We start from the raw sequence: 13,609 nt of genomic DNA, 5'->3' as shown, positions 1-13,609 counted from the left end.
GAAATCGTAACGCAACATTCGGTACGCACAACGCGCCGCGCCCTGGAATGGCGCAGCGTTCAGGCGGCGACGCGGAAGCGCGACACCGAGTTTTTCAGTTCCTGCGCCAGCATCGACAGCTTGTGAATCGACTGCGCCGTCTGCTGCGTGCCGTCCTGCGTCTGTTCCGTCACGCTCAGGATATGCTGGATATTCAAGGCCACGCCGCTGGCCGAACCGGCCTGCGTACCCGTGGCGAACGAGATGCCCTGGATCAGTTCGGCCAGGTGTTTCGACACCTGGCTAATGTCGTTCAGCGCCGCGCCGGCCGCGTCGGACAGATGCGCGCCTTCGACCACGCCCTGCGTGGATTTTTCCATCGCGCGGGTGGCGTCCTGGGTATCGGCCTGGATGGTGCGCACCAGCGCGCCGATCTGCTTGGCGGCGGCGGCCGAGCGTTCGGCCAGGCGCTGCACTTCCTCGGCGACGACCGAGAAACCGCGCCCCGCCTCGCCGGCCGATGCGGCCTGGATGGCGGCGTTCAGCGCCAGCACGTTGGTCTGCTCGGTGATGTCGGAAATGAGCTCCGTGATTTCGCCGATTTCCTGCGACGATTCGCCCAGGCGCTTGATGCGCTTGGACGTATCCTGGATCTGCTCGCGGATTTCATGCATGCCCTTGATGGCGTTTTCCACCGCCGTCGAACCCTGCTGCGCCGCCGCCACCGACTGGCGCGCCACGTCGGCCGAGACGCTGGCCGACTTCGACACGTCGGTAATCGCATTGGCCATCTTGACCACGGTGGCGCTGACGCCCTGGATTTCGCGCGACTGCTGCTGCGAAGCGATCAAGAGTTTGCTGGAAATGCTCTGCGCCTGCGTCGATGCGCGGTTGACCTGCTCGGCCGTCGCCGTCACGCGTCCCACCAGGCCGCGCAATTCCTCGACCGTGTAATTGACGGAATCGGCGATGGCGCCCGTGATGTCTTCCGACACGGTGGCCTGCACCGTCAGGTCGCCGTCGGCGACCTTCTGCAATTCGTTCATCAGGCGCAGGATGGCCGCCTGGTTCTGGTCGTTCTTGGCCTTGGCCTGCTCTTCCTTTTCCTGCGACAGCAGGCGCTGGATTTCCGCCTCATGGCGGCGCCGCTCGGCGTCGCGCGTGCGGTTGACGGAATCCTGCAGCAGCACGCGGCCGATGCCGGCCGCCGCGATCAGGGTCAGCAACACGCCGCCGACCATCATCCAGAAGGCTAGCCCCAGCGTTTCCTGGTTCACGTGGTACATCTGCTGCAGCAGGGTCAGGCGCTGGCGCAGGTCTTCGTTCTCGTTGAAGATCAACTGCTCGGCGCTTTTCGCCGAACTGAATTTATCCAGGCGGTCGAGGATCGACGAGACGAGCTTCTGGTAATTGTCGAAACTGGCTTTCAGCGCTACCAGCCGGTCGCGCAGTTCGGCATCGCGCGTGGCCGCCAATTGCAGCGATACGCTGCCATTGAGCAGGCCTTCGACGGCGGCGCGGAAATAGGTCGTGTCGCGCCCCAGCGAAAACGCCGTTTCCGAGCTGATGCTGCCCGACGACAGGAACTCGCTGGCGCTGCGGCTCATGCGCTGGCTCAGCATCATCAGGCGGCCGATGACGGCCAGGTCGCGCGCATTGCCGCCGCGCTGCACCTTGAGCGCCGCGATTTCCTCCGTCTGCGCCAGCAGCGCCGGCGACAGCGCGTTCAATTGCTGCAAGGTCTTGTCGAATTCGCCCAGCTCCGTTTTCAGGCGCAAGATGGTGCTGGCCGCGCGGTCGCTGCTGGCCCATTTCTTGCGCGCGTCGGCCACCGCCGCCAGCAGGGCGGAACGCGACTCGCCGATATCGCGGCCGTGATACGTCCCGCCGCGCAGCATCAGGCGGAAATCCTGGTTCAGTTCATTGCGGCTTTCCTCGAGCTGGCGGAAGGCTTCCGGATTGCCCTGCACGGCGTTCGGCGCGGCCTTGCCGATGCGTTGCGAATGCATCAGCGCATCGCTGGCCAGCTGCGTCTGCGCCGAGGCGATATTGCCGCTGCGCGTATTGAGGCCGACGAACAGCAGGCTGGCGGCCAGGCTCAGGGCCATCACCGTCGACAGGATGCTCAGTTGTTTTTGCAGCGGAAAATGGCCGATCAGCGGTAGCTTCAGGTCGCGCACCGGCGCATTGGCCAGCGACTTGCGCCGTCCCAGCGCGTCGCGCAGGCGCAGCGGCAGGTCGGCCGCCGATGCCGGCTCGCTGGCGGCGTGCTCCGCTTCGGGCATGCCGGCCGCCAGGATAGGGGAATGAGCACCCATCAGCAAATGTCCTTGTGTGCGGCGAGGCCGCCAAAACCGGCATCGAGGAAGCGTTCCGATTGCGCCAGCTGCGCCAGGTCCAGGCGCAGCCACTGCTGCCCGTCGCTGTCGCGCAGCGCCTGCGCCGCCCAGGGCGGCACCGCGCCCGGCAAGGGCATGGCCTGCAGCGCGCGCAGCTGGCGCAAGCCCAGCACGCGCTCGACCAGCAGCGCGCAATTGAGGCCCAGACGGGGAGAAAACGTGATGATGCGGCAGTGATGGCCTGCCGCGCAAGCCGGTTCGCCCATGTAGCGGGCCAGGTCGACGATGGCCGTCAGGCGTCCGCGCATGGCCGCCAGGCCCAGGTACCAATCCTGCGCCAGCGGCACGCCCTGGATCTGCACGCCGGAGGCAATGACGATTTCGCCGAGCTGCGTCAGGTCGAGCAGGCACGGCCGGCCACCGAGCATCACGCCCAGCTCCTTGCGGGCCGCCAGCGCGCCGCTGCGCGCGGCCTGTATCCGCTCGATCAATTGCAGCTGATACTGGCGCAAGCGCCCCTGCCGCGCGCCCGTCTCGAAAGACGACATGGCGGCAGGCGGGAAAGCCCCGGTGGTCACGCCCTGACCTGGCATCGTCGGCATTCTCAGGACAGCGCGGCGATCTTGGCCAGCAGCTCGGCTTCCACCACCGGCTTGACCAGATAATCGCGCGCGCCCTGGCGCAAGCCCCAGATGCGGTCCGTTTCCTGGCTCTTGCTGGAGCAGATAATCACCGGCACGTCCTGCAGTTCGGGATCGCGCGCGATGGCACGCGTGATCTGGAAGCCATTCGCACCGGGCATCACCACATCCATCAGGATCAGGTCGGGCCGGGTCTGCTTCAGCTGCGCCAACGCGTCGGCGCCGTCCTGCGCCGTGACGACGGCATAACCGGCACGCACCAGCATCTCGCTCAGGTAATAGCGTTCTGTCGGCGAGTCATCGACGATCAGAATTGTGTGTATGGCCATCTGCTTCCTTGCTGCGTTGTCAATCAATAAACCACTTACTCAAAATGCCCGGCCAGGTGCAGCCGCACGGCCTCCAGCAGCGCCTCGCGCGCCAGCGGCTTGGCCAGGCAGGCGCTGGCGCCTGCCATGGCGCCGCGCGCGCGGTCGAACAGGCCTTCCCTGGCCGACAGCATCAGCACCGGCGTGGCATGAAAGGCCGCGCTGGCCTTGATCAGCGCGCACGTGCGGTAGCCATCCAGGCGCGGCATCACGATGTCGCACACGATCAGCGCCGGCTGGCAGTCGGCGATCTTGGCCAATGCCTCAAAGCCGTTTTCCGCCACCACCACGCGATAACCGGCCTCGCGCAGGATCCGTTCGGCCGCGCTGCGGCTGGTGGCACTGTCATCGATGACCAGTATGCAGGCGCTGTCGGACGGTGCCCGGGGCGGCGAGGAATGCGTCATTTGATTATTCGGCAATCTTTCATACCATAGCACAGGCGGCCGCGACACCTGCGTGCGGCAGCAACCTCCCATGGGTTGGCATCAATTAAATCGCTACCATCTCGAAATCATCCTTGCGCGCACCGCATTCAGGGCAGGTCCAGTTCATCGGAACATCGGCCCAACGCGTGCCCGGAGCGATGTCTTCGTCAGGCAGACCAGCCGCTTCATCATAAACCCAGCCGCAAATAAGACACATCCACGTTTGGAATTGCTGCGTTGTTTCGTTGCTACTCACGTTCTGCCACCCTTCAATCAAGTAAAATGCTGAATTAGGTATCTTAATCTACCCGCCGTGCAAAACCAAACTTCTCCCCTCATATTAAGCTTCGGCGTGTCCGATCCGGTCGGTGCGATCGGCATCCAGGCCGACCTGGCCACGTTTTCAGCCTTCGGCTGCCATGGCCTGTCGGTCACCACGGGCCTGTTGATCAGCGATACGGCGCGCGTGGAAGACGTGCAGGCGGTCGACCCGGACTGGGTTTCCGACCAGGCGCGCGTGCTGCTGGAAGACATGTCCGTCTCGGCCATCAAGATCGGCGCCCTGGGCAGCGTGGAAAACGTCACGGCCATCGCCGAAATCGTCTCCGACTATCCGAACGTGCCGCTGATCCTCGATCCCTTCATTTCGGCGCTGCCGGAACAGGGCATGGACGACGAAGACATCCTCACCGCCGTGCGCCAGCTCCTGATCCCGCAAACGACCTTGCTGGTGCTCTCGCCGGTGGAACTGGAGCGCCTGGCCGAAACCTGGCGCGACGCCGACCCGGACGACACCCTGCAGAACGATGTCGACTACCTGGTGGCGCTGGGCTGCGAATACGTGCTCGTCACCGGCATGCCGGCCGACGCCAGCAAGTCCGGCACGGCCGAAGGCAAATTGCGCGCCAATACCCTGTTCGGCGAGGACGGCGTAGTGCGCCACGACCAATGGCAGCACCTGCCTGGCATCTTCAACGGCGCCGGCAGCACCCTGTCGGCGGCGGCCACCGCCCTGCTGGCCCTGGCCGACAATGAAGACGATGTGCCGCAGGTGGTCGTGGCGGCGCAGGAATTTACCGCCGGCGCGCTGGCCCACGCGCAGCGCCACGGCATGGGCAAGCTGGTGCCGAACCGGCTGTTCCGGCAGCAGCGCCAGCGCGGCGGCCAATAGACACCGACCAGACGACACAGACAACGATCCACTTTCAAGGCACGATTATCATGACGACGACTTCACAGAACGACATCCTGTTTGCCCGCGCACAAAAAACCACGCCAGGCGGCGTCAACTCGCCCGTGCGGGCCTTCCGCTCCGTGGGCGGCACGCCGCGCTTCATCACGCGCGCCGAAGGCCCGTACTTCTGGGACGCGGACGGCAAGCGCTATATCGACTACATCGGCTCGTGGGGCCCGGCCATCGTCGGCCACGCCCACCCCGAGGTAGTCAAGGCGGTGCAGGATGCGGCAGCACTGGGCCTGTCGTTCGGCGCGCCGACCGAAGGCGAAGTGCTGATGGCCGAGGAAATCACGCGCCTGGTGCCGTCGATCGAGCAGGTGCGCCTGGTGTCGTCGGGCACGGAAGCGACCATGAGCGCCCTGCGCCTGGCGCGCGGCGCCACGGGCCGCGACAAGATCGTCAAGTTCGAAGGCTGCTACCACGGCCATGCCGATTCGCTGCTGGTAAAGGCGGGCAGCGGCCTGCTCACCTTCGGCAACCCGACGTCGGCCGGCGTGCCGGAAGACTTCGTGAAGCACACGCTGGTGCTCGACTATAACAACGTGGAACAGCTGAAGGACGCCTTCGACAGCTTCGGCGCGGACATCGCCTGCGTGATCGTCGAACCCGTGGCCGGCAACATGAACCTCGTGAAAGCCACGCCGGAATTCCTCCAGGCGATGCGCGAGCTGTGCACGCAGCACGGCGCCCTGCTCATTTTCGATGAAGTCATGTGCGGCTTGCGCGTGGCCCTGGGCGGCGCGCAGGCGCTATACGGCATCAAGCCGGACCTCACCGCGCTGGGCAAGGTGATCGGCGGCGGCATGCCGGTGGCGGCCTTCGGCGGCAGCGCCGCGCTGATGCACCATATGGCGCCGCTGGGCGCCGTCTACCAGGCAGGCACCCTGTCGGGCAACCCGGTCGCCGTGGCCGCCGGCATGGCGACCCTGAAACTGATCCAGCAGCCAGGCTTCTACGAGCAGCTGGGCGCCACGGCCAAGCGCCTGGCCGAAGGCCTGACGAGCGCCGCGCAAGAGGCGGGCGTGGTCTTCTGCGCCGACTACATCGGCGGCATGTTCGGCATTTATTTCAGCGCCACGCCACCGACCAGCTACGCGGAAATGATGGCGGGTGACCGCAGCAAGTTCAACGCCTTCTTCCACGCCATGCTCGACGAAGGCGTGTACTTCGCGCCAGCCGCCTTCGAGGCGGGCTTCGTCTCGGCACAGCACGACGATGCCGTCATCGACGCCACCATCGCCGCTGCGCGCAAGGTGTTCGCCAAGCTGGCGTAAGACACCGCCCTGACAAGACCTGCTGCGCGCCGCGCCTTGCTGCCGGCGCGCAGCGGCACTGCCAGCTGCCGCTATACTGTGGCGCCCTGCAGCAGTTCCGCCACCAGCGCCGGCAGCTTGCCCATGTCGTTGAACACGACGTGCGCGCCAGCGGCCCTCAGACGCGCTTCCTGGCCGGCGGCGATATGCCCGCCGCCGATGAATCCCAATACCGTCGTACCTGCCGCCACGGCCGCCGTCACGCCCGTGACGCTGTCTTCCAGCACCAGGCACTGGCCTGGCGGCACGCCGAAGGCGGCAGCCGCCGCCAGATAGACACCCGGATGCGGCTTGGCATGCCCCACCAGGTCCGGCGTGAAGACGCGCTTGTCGAACAGGGGCGCCATGCCCGTGCGCTCCAGCGCCGACAGCACGCGTGCGCTGACGCTGTTCGAGGCCACGGCCTTGGGCAGGGGAATGGCGGCCAGCGCCTGCGCCACGCCGGGCACGGCGCGCAACTGGGCGTCGCAGGCCGCATCGACGGCGTTACCGATGGCCATGATGTCATCGGCCGGCAGCGGCGGCAGCTCCAGTTCCCGGTAAATATCCTGCATCAGCGGCACCAGGCGCTGGCCCAGGCGCGGCTCGATCAAGCCTTGCAAGGTGACGCCCTGGGGCAGGTTCGGCAGGCGCGGTCCCAGCAATTCCAGCAGCGCCTGCAGGGCCACGGCTTCGCTGTCGATCAGCACGCCATCGCAGTCGCTGATCAGGTGGGTGAAACGGGGAAGGGAAGGAACGGTGTCAGGCATGTATTCTCCAATAGGGGCGAAGCGCACCGTGCGCGCCGCCAGCATAGAACAGGGGGGGCGTGGCGCGCTACGCCTGGCCGGCCACATCCCGATACTTTGCGTTGCGTGCTGGCCATCGGCCGCATGAAGTAATTTCTTTTAGATAACTTCAATGGCATACTTTGCCTGCCCTGATCGCTTGAATCAGGCCCAACAGGATCGATACCATGACACGCAAAAATTTTCTGCAAGGCCGATTATCCCTGATTTCCACAATTGCCGCGCTTGCCTTCGTGGCGGCCGCGCAGCCCGCACGGGCGGCGGACGACGATGCGGCCGTCCTCAACCTCGTGCGCCAGCACGTGGCGGCGCAAGCCAGTTTTGACGCACCGGCCCTGGCAGCCCTGACGGCCGACAATTACGCGGAAGTGTCGCCGCTGGGCGACGTCGACACGCGCGAAAAGATGCTGGCCTTCTATGCGCCCGAGAAAAAATCCGCCGCTCCCGTCATCGCGGTGGAAGAGCCGTTCGTGCGCGTCGCGGGCGATACGGCCGTGCTGATCGCCCGGCTGGCGGTAACGGTACAGGCGGGCGGACAGCAGCGCAACATGGCCCTGCGCGCCAGCTATGTGGCGAAAAAGGAAGGGGCGGCGTGGAAACTGCTGTCGGCGCAATATACCGGCATCGCGCCGAGAAAAGCGGCGCCTTGAAAAAAAACGGGCCTGCGGGCCCGTTTTCTTATTTCAGCCAGCCCCGGTGCCGGAAGTACAGGAAGGGCGCGATGGCGCTGGTGATCATCAGGCCCCAGGCCCACGGATAGCCGAACGACCATTCCAGTTCCGGCATCAGCTTGAAGTTCATGCCGTACACGCTGGCGATCAGGGTGGGCGGCAAGAAGGCCACGCTGGCCACCGAGAAGATCTTGATGATCTTGTTCTGGTTGATGTTGATGAAACCGACGGTGGCGTCCATCAGGAAGTTGATCTTATCAAACAGGAACGAGGTGTGGCCATCGAGCGATTCGATGTCGCGCAAAATCTGCCGCGCTTCCTCGAACTGCTCGGAATTGAGCAGCCTGCCGCGCATCAGAAAGCTCACGGCGCGGCGCGTATCCATCATGTTGCGGCGGATACGGCCATTCAGATCTTCCTCGTGGGCAATCGCGTTCAGCGCTTCGGCCGCGTGCGCATCCGTAAATTCCTTTTGCAGCACGCGCGTGCTCACTTCTTCCAGGTTTTGGTAGATGCCTTCGAGCACGTCGGCCGAATATTCGGCGTCCGTGGCGTACAGGTCGAGCAGCACGTCCATGTAGTCGGCGATCGAGCCTGGCCGCGAGCGGGCGCGCATGCGCACCAGGCGGAACACGGGCAGGTCGTCCGTATGCATGGAAAACAGGATCTTACGGGCCAGGATGAATGCCACGGTGATGACGCGCGAAGGGCCGTCGTCCTCTTCGCGCAGGAAATCCGTGCGCAGGTGCAGGTCGCCGTTTTCCGCTTCGTAATAGCGGGCCGATGCTTCAATATCCTTGACTTCGTCTTCGCCCGGCAGGGTGACGTTGTAGATGGCCTTGACCCAGGCCCGTTCATCATCGGTAGGGTCGGTCAGGTCGACCCACACCGGTTCGGCATTTTCGAGGTCTGCGCGGCTGTCGATCGGCACCTGGTTGAGCCGGCCATTCTGTAATACAAAGACATTGATCATGCGCGCTCTCAGCCGGATGTTGGGTTATCGTGATGTGCTGGCGCTTGCGCCAAAAATGAAAACAGCGCAAGTGTACCCGCAAAGGCCTTTTCACGACCACCCCCCGGCACCGCTTTTTCACGGAAAAAGTGCGGTGATGCACCAAGCTGGCCTATTAAGATGCTGCGCTGCAATAGTGCCAATCAGGCAGCTTTAATGTAATGCAAACAAAGCCGGCCATCCTCAAGGCAATTCCGCCGCCCCCATGCGGCGCAGGATGACACTGGTGCGCCGGTTCAGGTAGCCCGTATCGCGGTGGCGGTCATAAAAGCGGGGATTCGGCAGCATCACGGCCAGTTTCGCCGCCTGCGCCGCGCTCAGGCCCGCCGCGCTCACATGGTAATAGTGACGCCCGGCCGCTTCGGCGCCGAAGATGCCCGTGCCGAATTCCACCACGTTCAGGTAGATTTCAAAGATGCGCTGCTTTTCCATCAGGCTTTCCAGCATATACGTGATGATCAGTTCCTGGCCCTTGCGCACATAGCTGCGCGAGCCGGACAGGAACAGATTTTTCGCCAGTTGCTGCGTGATGGTGGAGCCGCCCGCCACGACCTTCTGCTTTTTGCTGTTTTTTTCATATGCCTTTTGCAAGGCATCCCAGTCCACCCCTTCGTGCTCGGAGAAATTCGCGTCTTCCGAGGCGATGATGGCCCGTTTCAGGTTGTTCGAGATGCGGTTGTACGGCACCCACGTCTGCTGGATCGTGGCCTTGGGATTCTTGTCCTGCAAGACAGACAGCTGTTCGCGCATGAACGCCGTGCTGGACGGGTTGTGGTCGACCCACCACCAGATTTGCAGGAAGAAATACAGCTGTACGACGATGAAGGCCAGCACGGGCACGATGAACAGCCACTTGATCCAGCCATAGCGGCTGCCGCTGCCGCCCTTGCGCGCGCCCTTCTTGCTGGCGCTCACAGGCTGCCCCGCAATTGCGCCAGCAAATCCTGCGTCTGCGGGCGCACGCCGCGCCACACGTAAAACGCTTCGGCCGCCTGCTCCACCAGCATGCCCAGGCCGTCGCGCACCTGCGCGCCATGCTGGGCGGCAAAATCCATGAAGACGGTGGGCTGGGCGCCATACATCATGTCCAGCGCCAGGGTGTGGCTGCCAAAGATACTTGCCGGCACGGGCGGCAAGTCGCCCGCCAGGCTGGCCGAGGTGGCATTGATGACGATATCGAACACGCCGTCGGGCTGCGCAAAGCCGCCGGCGCGCAACTGGCCGGGATGGCCGAGCGCACCAGCAAACTGCGCCACCAGCGCCTCGGCCGTGGCCACGGTGCGGTTGGCAATGAAGATTTCCTGCGGCGCCTGTTCCAGCAAGGGCAGCACGACGCCGCGCGCCGCGCCGCCCGCGCCCAGCAGCAGCACGCGCTTGCCGGCGATGACCACGCCCGCGTTGCGCATGATGTCCGCCACCAGGCCCGCGCCATCGGTATTGTCGCCAAGAATGGTGTCGCCATCGAAACGCAGGGTATTGACGGCGCCGGCCGCCTGGGCGCGCGGCGTCAGTTCCGTAGCCAGAGCGCAGGCGTCGAGCTTGAAGGGCACCGTCACATTGGCGCCCTTGCCGCCCTCGGCGGCAAAGCTGCGGGCGGCAAGGGCAAAGCCATCGAGCGGCGCCAGCCGCCGTTCATAGGCCATGGCTTGTCCTGTCTGCAGGGCAAACGCGGCATGGATCAGGGGCGACTTGCTGTGGGCAATCGGATTGCCGAAGACACAATATTGATCGGGATGAATATTTTTCTTGCTCAATTGCTGCCGCCAGTCAGGTTAGCTTCCATTTTTTCTTCGCGGGTAAATTTGAAACGGGTGATGACGACCCACAGGTCATCCTTGTCACTCGACAACATATTCGGTGGAAAACGGCCGTACGGCGCCGCGCGGCGCACGATGGCCAGGGCGGCAGCATCCAGCGCCGGGTTGCCCGAGCTTTTCTCCACGCGGGCGCCGCCCTCTTTCTGGTAAATCGTGCCGTCCTGGAAGATGGGGATGTAGACGACCAGTTCGCCGTACATCTTGCGGCCATTCTTTTGCGGGAAATTCAGGGTGCCGATTTCCTCGATGCGCTTTTGCAGGGTCTTGTAATACATGGCATAGCCGACCTCCTGCGTGCTGGGCGTAATGAAGGTCTTGCGGGGACGCTTGTTCTGGTCTTCCACGGTCTGGCTGATCTCGGCCGCCATGCGGGCGATGGCCTTGCTGCTTTCCATCAAGTCAGAGCCGCTGGCCAGGGGATTGGGCTTGTCCTTTTCCGTGACGGGGGCGGCGCTGTACGGCGTGGCCTTGGCCGCCTGCGTCAGCAATTCCTGCTGTTTTTGTTCCAGTTCGGCAATGCGCCGGGCGCTGGCCTTGACGCTGTCGCCCTCTTCCACCTTGCGCATGTCGGGCAAGGGCGACTTGGCGCGGCCCTTGTCGGCCTGGCCACCGCCGTCCAGGTTGGCTTGCGCCAGGGCGTCGGCCTGCAGCGGTTTATTGGCATGCTTGGCATTGACCAGGATCACTTCCAGGCCGGGATCCGTGGCCACGGCCCGTTGCGGGGCCGGGGCGACAAAATGCATCGCCAGCAAGGCGCCGTGCGCCAGCAGCGAGACCGCCACGGCTATCATCAGGAAACGATTCTCTCGGAAAGACTTCACGCGCAACCCAGTTCGCAACAAGCACACCATACAAGATGGCTGAATTCTACGTCAAAGGGCGGTGCCGACAACAGTTTTCGGCACCGCCCTGTGACTGGCGCGGCGCCTTACTTGACCTCGGGCTCGCTGACCACGTCTTCGCTGGCCAGTTCCGCCACTTCCGCATCGGCGTCGCTGACCTGGTTGGCCGCTTCCGGCGACGCTTCCTGCGCCACGTCGCCCTCGTCGGCGCCGTCGTCGCCCGCTTCTTCCTCGTAGTCGAGTTCGGCATCGGCCGCCGCATCGGGCACGGCGGCGATTTCCAGCAGGCGCGCTTCGATGCTCAGGTCGACCTCATCCCAGCGCAGCAAGTCCAGTTTGACCTGGGCGCCGCGCGCCACCGATGGCATGCCCGGCAGCTTGATGACCAGCGGAATGTCGACCAGGCGCAGGATTTCATCTTTCAGGACCACGGCATCGACCTGGCGCGCGTTTTCCTGGTGCAGCCAGCGCAAGCACCAATAGCGTTCCATGTTCGACTGGAAATCGCCATATGCGGCATACGCGGCGTCGAAGGCCGAAACGATGGCGAACAGGTTCGCATCGCGCGGCTTGAACGGGGCCACCAGCGGCGCCGTCACGCCATGTTCGGCGCAGGCGATGATTTGCCACTGGTTCACCAGATCGGTATACCGGCGCAAGGGCGAGGTGCTCCACGCGTATTGATCCACGCCCAGCCCCTGGTGCGGCGCCGCATGGGTAACCATGCGCACCTGCATCTTTGCCGCCCAACTATTGCCGCTGCCGCCACCCTGGCTGCGGTAGATGCCGGGCACGCCATGGTCGTGCAGCATCTTGCCCCAGGTACTGTTGGCAAAAATCATCAGCTCAGCGACGATCTTGTCCAGCGGCGCGCCCCGCTTGCGGCGCGCCACGGTGACGATGTCGTTTTCCACATAGAAATTGAAATCGACGCGGTTATTCTGTTCCGGCTTCAGGCCGAACGCTTCGCGCTTTTTCATGCGGCCCTGTTCCAGCTGCTGCGCCCATTGCCACAGCACGGCAAAATCGGCCTTGTGCGGATACTCGCCTTCGCCGCTGGCCAGGGTTTCCTCATTGACCAGGTCGTCCAGCTGGTTATGGCGCAAATTGCTGGCAATCGGCACCAGCTCGGCGCGCGTCTGCGTGCTGACCACGGCCCAGTCCGCTTTCGGGTCCAGGGTCGCGTACAGCGACAGGGCCGGGCAGGTCGTGCCTTCGGCCAGGGTGAACGCATTGACGATTTCGTCCGGCAACATGGTGATCTTGTCGCCCGGCATGTAAACGGTGGACATGCGCTGGCGCGCCATCTTGTCGATCACGTCTTCCGGGCGGATGCCCAGGCCCGGCGCGGCGATGTGGATACCCACTTTCACGGTGCCGTCGGGCAACGGCTGCACGGAGAACGCATCGTCGATCTCGGTGGTGGTCACGTCGTCGATGGAGAAGGCGGCCACGTCGGCCAGCGGCAGCTTGGCCGTCACGGAGGGCACGGGCACGCTCGGGAAGCCTGCACCTTTCGGGAAATTCTCGAAGAGGAATTTCGACAGGTGCAAATCTTTCGGCGAAGCAATGCCCCCCACCGCCAGCATGAGGCGGGCTGGTGTCGTGTGCAATTCCGTGCACGCCGCTTCCAGCGCCTTGTATTCGATCGTGTTCTTGTCCGGCTTGAACAGCAGTTGCAGCACCATGGGCTGCATCGGGACAGGCAAGCGGTTCTGTTTCAGTTCTTCCACATACGCGGCTTGCACCAGCGCCTGCTGCTTTTTCTTTTCGATGCCGGCCAGCGCGGCCTTCAGCGAGGCTTCCGGCGCCGCCTTGTAGCGGCCACGGCCCTTCTTGTAGAAGTACACGGGCGCCGAATGCAGGGCCAGGATCAGGCCGGCCGCTTCCGGCGGCAACGGGGCGTGGCCGAAATACTCGGCGCCCAGCTCGGCAAAGCCGAACTCGTCTTCGCCCGCCACTTCCCACAGGAAATCGAGATCGATATCGGCGGCCACCGCCTTCGCTTGCTCGAGCAGCTCGGCCGGCGCCGGCTTTTCATACTGCAGCAGCACATCCTTGATCTTGACCTTGGTGCGCTTGCCGCTGGCCATTTCGACCTGGTACGCCTCACCCGCTTGCGACAGGACCGTGCCGACCTTGAAATCGCCGGATTCTTCAAAAAATAGATTCAT

The 13,609-nt window shown here is 64.2% G+C and carries 14 protein-coding genes; 3 read left to right on the top strand and 11 right to left on the bottom strand.

Going from position 1 to position 13,609, the window contains the following annotated elements; all coding sequences use genetic code 11:
- Nucleotides 1–59: 59 nt before the first annotated feature.
- The 5 genes from VPH41_RS02475 to VPH41_RS02455 form a co-directional block, all read right to left on the bottom strand.
- Nucleotides 60–2,297 (bottom strand): methyl-accepting chemotaxis protein, encoded by a 2,238-nt coding sequence (locus tag VPH41_RS02475; RefSeq protein ID WP_328568850.1) that lies wholly within the window; start codon nucleotides 2,295–2,297, stop codon nucleotides 60–62.
- Nucleotides 2,297–2,896: a chemotaxis protein CheW gene (locus VPH41_RS02470; protein ID WP_328568849.1), complete on the bottom strand. Its 600-nt coding sequence runs from the start codon at nucleotides 2,894–2,896 to the stop codon at nucleotides 2,297–2,299. The genes VPH41_RS02475 and VPH41_RS02470 overlap by 1 nt, the downstream gene beginning before the upstream one ends.
- A 26-nt stretch (nucleotides 2,897–2,922) precedes the next feature.
- On the bottom strand, nucleotides 2,923–3,288 hold the full coding sequence (locus VPH41_RS02465) for a response regulator (RefSeq protein WP_152257950.1): 366 nt from the start codon (nucleotides 3,286–3,288) through the stop codon (nucleotides 2,923–2,925).
- Between the two features lie 35 nt (nucleotides 3,289–3,323).
- A complete protein-coding gene (locus VPH41_RS02460; protein WP_152283642.1) occupies nucleotides 3,324–3,734 on the bottom strand; it encodes a response regulator in 411 nt (136 codons plus the stop codon).
- A gap of 85 nt (nucleotides 3,735–3,819) precedes the next feature.
- Nucleotides 3,820–3,972: a rubredoxin gene (locus VPH41_RS02455; protein WP_038488910.1), complete on the bottom strand. Its 153-nt coding sequence runs from the start codon at nucleotides 3,970–3,972 to the stop codon at nucleotides 3,820–3,822.
- A 96-nt stretch (nucleotides 3,973–4,068) separates the two neighbouring features.
- Here VPH41_RS02455 and thiD point away from each other — a divergent pair, with 96 nt between their 5' ends.
- Nucleotides 4,069–4,926 carry a bifunctional hydroxymethylpyrimidine kinase/phosphomethylpyrimidine kinase gene (thiD, locus tag VPH41_RS02450; protein ID WP_287779580.1) on the top strand — a complete coding sequence of 286 codons (858 nt, stop codon included), beginning with the start codon at nucleotides 4,069–4,071 and terminating at the stop codon, nucleotides 4,924–4,926.
- Nucleotides 4,927–4,976: 50 nt separating this feature from the next.
- Nucleotides 4,977–6,266, top strand: a complete 1,290-nt coding sequence (gene hemL, locus VPH41_RS02445; RefSeq protein ID WP_152283640.1) for a glutamate-1-semialdehyde 2,1-aminomutase — start codon at nucleotides 4,977–4,979, stop codon at nucleotides 6,264–6,266.
- Between the two features lie 71 nt (nucleotides 6,267–6,337).
- Here hemL and VPH41_RS02440 read toward each other — a convergent pair whose 3' ends face one another.
- Entirely contained in the window at nucleotides 6,338–7,054 is a 717-nt protein-coding gene (locus VPH41_RS02440; protein ID WP_328568848.1) for an HAD family hydrolase, read from the bottom strand.
- A 206-nt stretch (nucleotides 7,055–7,260) separates the two neighbouring features.
- Between VPH41_RS02440 and VPH41_RS02435 the strand changes: the two genes are divergently transcribed.
- Entirely contained in the window at nucleotides 7,261–7,743 is a 483-nt protein-coding gene (locus VPH41_RS02435) for a nuclear transport factor 2 family protein (protein WP_328568847.1), read from the top strand.
- 28 nt (nucleotides 7,744–7,771) lie between these two features.
- Here the strand turns inward: VPH41_RS02435 and corA are convergent, their stop codons facing one another.
- From corA to VPH41_RS02410, 5 genes are all read right to left on the bottom strand, one after another.
- On the bottom strand, nucleotides 7,772–8,737 hold the full coding sequence (corA, locus tag VPH41_RS02430) for a magnesium/cobalt transporter CorA (protein ID WP_034746658.1): 966 nt from the start codon (nucleotides 8,735–8,737) through the stop codon (nucleotides 7,772–7,774).
- A gap of 222 nt (nucleotides 8,738–8,959) precedes the next feature.
- On the bottom strand, nucleotides 8,960–9,706 hold the full coding sequence (gene mtgA / locus VPH41_RS02425) for a monofunctional biosynthetic peptidoglycan transglycosylase (RefSeq protein WP_442906234.1): 747 nt from the start codon (nucleotides 9,704–9,706) through the stop codon (nucleotides 8,960–8,962).
- On the bottom strand, nucleotides 9,688–10,530 hold the full coding sequence (aroE, locus tag VPH41_RS02420) for a shikimate dehydrogenase (protein WP_328568845.1): 843 nt from the start codon (nucleotides 10,528–10,530) through the stop codon (nucleotides 9,688–9,690). The genes mtgA and aroE overlap by 19 nt, the downstream gene beginning before the upstream one ends.
- Nucleotides 10,527–11,384, bottom strand: a complete 858-nt coding sequence (locus VPH41_RS02415) for an energy transducer TonB family protein (RefSeq protein WP_328568844.1) — start codon at nucleotides 11,382–11,384, stop codon at nucleotides 10,527–10,529. The genes aroE and VPH41_RS02415 overlap by 4 nt, the downstream gene beginning before the upstream one ends.
- A 137-nt stretch (nucleotides 11,385–11,521) precedes the next feature.
- The gene (locus VPH41_RS02410) at nucleotides 11,522–13,609 is read right to left on the bottom strand and encodes a ribonuclease catalytic domain-containing protein (RefSeq protein WP_287779563.1); all 2,088 of its coding nucleotides are present in this window, start codon (nucleotides 13,607–13,609) and stop codon (nucleotides 11,522–11,524) included.

The sequence above is a fragment of the Janthinobacterium sp. P210006 genome (assembly GCF_036231885.1).
In the GTDB taxonomy this organism is placed as follows: domain Bacteria; phylum Pseudomonadota; class Gammaproteobacteria; order Burkholderiales; family Burkholderiaceae_D; genus Janthinobacterium; species Janthinobacterium violaceinigrum.
This window is presented reverse-complemented; position numbering and strand designations above follow the sequence as displayed.

Excerpts from the sequence above, each read along its gene's own strand:
- VPH41_RS02435 (WP_328568847.1), top strand. The coding sequence starts at position 7,261 with ATGACACGCAAAAATTTTCTGCAAGGCCGATTATCCCTGATTTCCACA.
- corA (WP_034746658.1), bottom strand. The coding sequence starts at position 8,737 with ATGATCAATGTCTTTGTATTACAGAATGGCCGGCTCAACCAGGTGCCG.
- VPH41_RS02460 (WP_152283642.1), bottom strand. The coding sequence starts at position 3,734 with ATGACGCATTCCTCGCCGCCCCGGGCACCGTCCGACAGCGCCTGCATA.
- VPH41_RS02440 (WP_328568848.1), bottom strand. The coding sequence starts at position 7,054 with ATGCCTGACACCGTTCCTTCCCTTCCCCGTTTCACCCACCTGATCAGC.
- VPH41_RS02410 (WP_287779563.1), bottom strand. The coding sequence starts at position 13,609 with ATGAATCTATTTTTTGAAGAATCCGGCGATTTCAAGGTCGGCACGGTC.
- VPH41_RS02455 (WP_038488910.1), bottom strand. The coding sequence starts at position 3,972 with ATGTGTCTTATTTGCGGCTGGGTTTATGATGAAGCGGCTGGTCTGCCT.
- hemL (WP_152283640.1), top strand. The coding sequence starts at position 4,977 with ATGACGACGACTTCACAGAACGACATCCTGTTTGCCCGCGCACAAAAA.
- VPH41_RS02465 (WP_152257950.1), bottom strand. The coding sequence starts at position 3,288 with ATGGCCATACACACAATTCTGATCGTCGATGACTCGCCGACAGAACGC.
- VPH41_RS02415 (WP_328568844.1), bottom strand. The coding sequence starts at position 11,384 with ATGATAGCCGTGGCGGTCTCGCTGCTGGCGCACGGCGCCTTGCTGGCG.
- VPH41_RS02475 (WP_328568850.1), bottom strand. The coding sequence starts at position 2,297 with ATGGGTGCTCATTCCCCTATCCTGGCGGCCGGCATGCCCGAAGCGGAG.